1 protein-coding gene is annotated in these 1,354 nt (G+C 56.6%); it reads left to right on the top strand.

The window, feature by feature from the left end:
* Positions 1 to 338 precede the first annotated feature (338 nt).
* Positions 339 to 1,354 (top strand): cyclopropane fatty acyl phospholipid synthase (cfa, locus tag NW844_RS12805; RefSeq protein WP_414336200.1); only part of this gene is annotated, 1,016 nt, incomplete at its 3' end.

Here is a 1,354-nt window from a genome sequence, read left to right as displayed (position 1 = left end):
ATAGAATTTATTTCCTCGCACTTGTAATCCAATTGCACTCGATTCCGGAAAAAGTTTAACTTTAAAGCCATCCTTTTCTAGAGTTGGCACCTGCTGGAATGTACGGCGTGTTTGGGCAAAACCCACACCACCCCGCCAGTAAAGCTCTTATCAAAATAAGTTTTCCCTCTGGTGCTGTATCCCTGACTTTGGCACCAACAACAGAAGCTAGAAGCCGATAGGCAGAAATGTCCTGAGCTGCTGCCAAGTGACAGGATGAAGAAGCTGCGGTTTAATAGCTGAGCAATACATTGCTGGTTGCGCTCACCAGGCTTGCCTATAGCAAGGGGTTCCTGGAGATGAGGAAAAGCCTTAGCATCTGGCATTGGCTGGCCCGCCGATATGGGCTTAGGCTCTTGAGTGCTGCCGATATAGCCGTCAATGGCTCGCGGCCCTGGGATCTGCAAGTCCGCGACGAGCGGCTCTACCTGCGCTGCCTGCTCTATGGATCCCTGGGCTTTGGCGAGGCCTACCTGGAGGGGTGGTGGGATTGTGAGGCTATTGACGAGTTGGTTTGTCGTCTCCTCACCGGTCAGGCAGTGGAGCAAGTGGGCTGGCCGGTTCGGCTCCTGCTTGCCTTGGACAGTCGCCTCATCAACCGCCAGCGGGGTAAGGGAGCGTTTGTGGTTGGCCAGCGCCACTACGACCTTGGCCATGACCTCTACGAGGCCATGCTGGATCGCCGCCTGATCTATAGCTGTGCCTATTGGGATGGGGGGGCACAAACCCTCGACGAAGCCCAGGAAGCCAAGCTGGATCTCATTGCCCGCAAGCTAGATCTCCAGCCCGGCATGCGCGTGCTCGACATCGGCTGTGGTTGGGGCGGCACGGCACAGTACCTGGCCGAGCGCTATGGGGTGCAGGTTGTGGGCATCACCGTCTCGCAAGAGCAGGCCAAGCTGGCCAGCGAACGCTGCCGCGGCCTACCGGTAGAGATCCGGCTGGAAGACTATCGCCAGACGCAAGGAAAGTTTGATCGGATCCTTTCTGTTGGCATGTTTGAGCATGTGGGCTACCGCAACTACCGAACGTTCATGCGGGTAGCCCGTCGCCTTCTCAAAGACGATGGCTTGTTTCTTCTCCACACCATCGGCGCCAACGTTGCCTACCAGGGGCGGGATCCGTGGATTGAGCGCTACATTTTTCCCAACTCGATGCTCCCCTCGCCTCGTCAGATAACAGCGGCTTTCGAGGGCCTATTTGTTCTGGAAGACTGGCACAACTTTGGGATCAACTACGTGGCCACCCTAAAAGCTTGGCACACCAATTTTGAGCGGGCATGGCCCCAACTGGCTGGTCGCTACGACGAGCGCTT

This window comes from Synechococcus sp. H55.2 (assembly GCF_047462495.1).
Classification (GTDB): domain Bacteria; phylum Cyanobacteriota; class Cyanobacteriia; order Thermostichales; family Thermostichaceae; genus Thermostichus.
This window is presented reverse-complemented; position numbering and strand designations above follow the sequence as displayed.